At 63.4% G+C, this 306-nt stretch carries 1 protein-coding gene; it reads left to right on the top strand.

Annotated features, from left to right (window positions below):
* Positions 1-14: 14 nt before the first annotated feature.
* A partial coding sequence (locus NUW13_07900; GenBank protein MCR4438948.1) for a helix-turn-helix domain-containing protein occupies positions 15-306 on the top strand: 292 nt, incomplete at its 3' end.

The following is a 306-nucleotide window of genomic DNA, read 5'->3' as shown; positions in this document are numbered from 1 at the left end:
CCGGAGGACCACCCATGAGCCCTGAACCCTATTGGGAGCGCTTGCATGACTCCAGAGACCCCCTGGCCCTGCGCCTGAAAATGGTCCGCTTGTGCCTGGAGCATGCACGCAACATCAGCCTCACGGCGCAGGCCTTTCGCTGTAGCACCAAGACGGTCAGATATTGGCTCGCCCGCTTCCAGACCCAGGGAGCCCAAGGCCTGGCCGATCGTCGTGGCAGGCACCACAGCCGCCCCAACAAGACACCACCCCAGGTAGAAGCCTTGGTGGTAGAGCTGAAGCGATGCTACCCCTTCGCCGGACAGC

Source organism: candidate division KSB1 bacterium, assembly GCA_024655945.1.
Lineage (GTDB): Bacteria > Zhuqueibacterota > Zhuqueibacteria > JANLFK01 > Oleimicrobiaceae > Oleimicrobium.
Note: the sequence above shows the minus strand (reverse complement) of the source record. Positions and strands in the feature narration are given on the sequence as shown.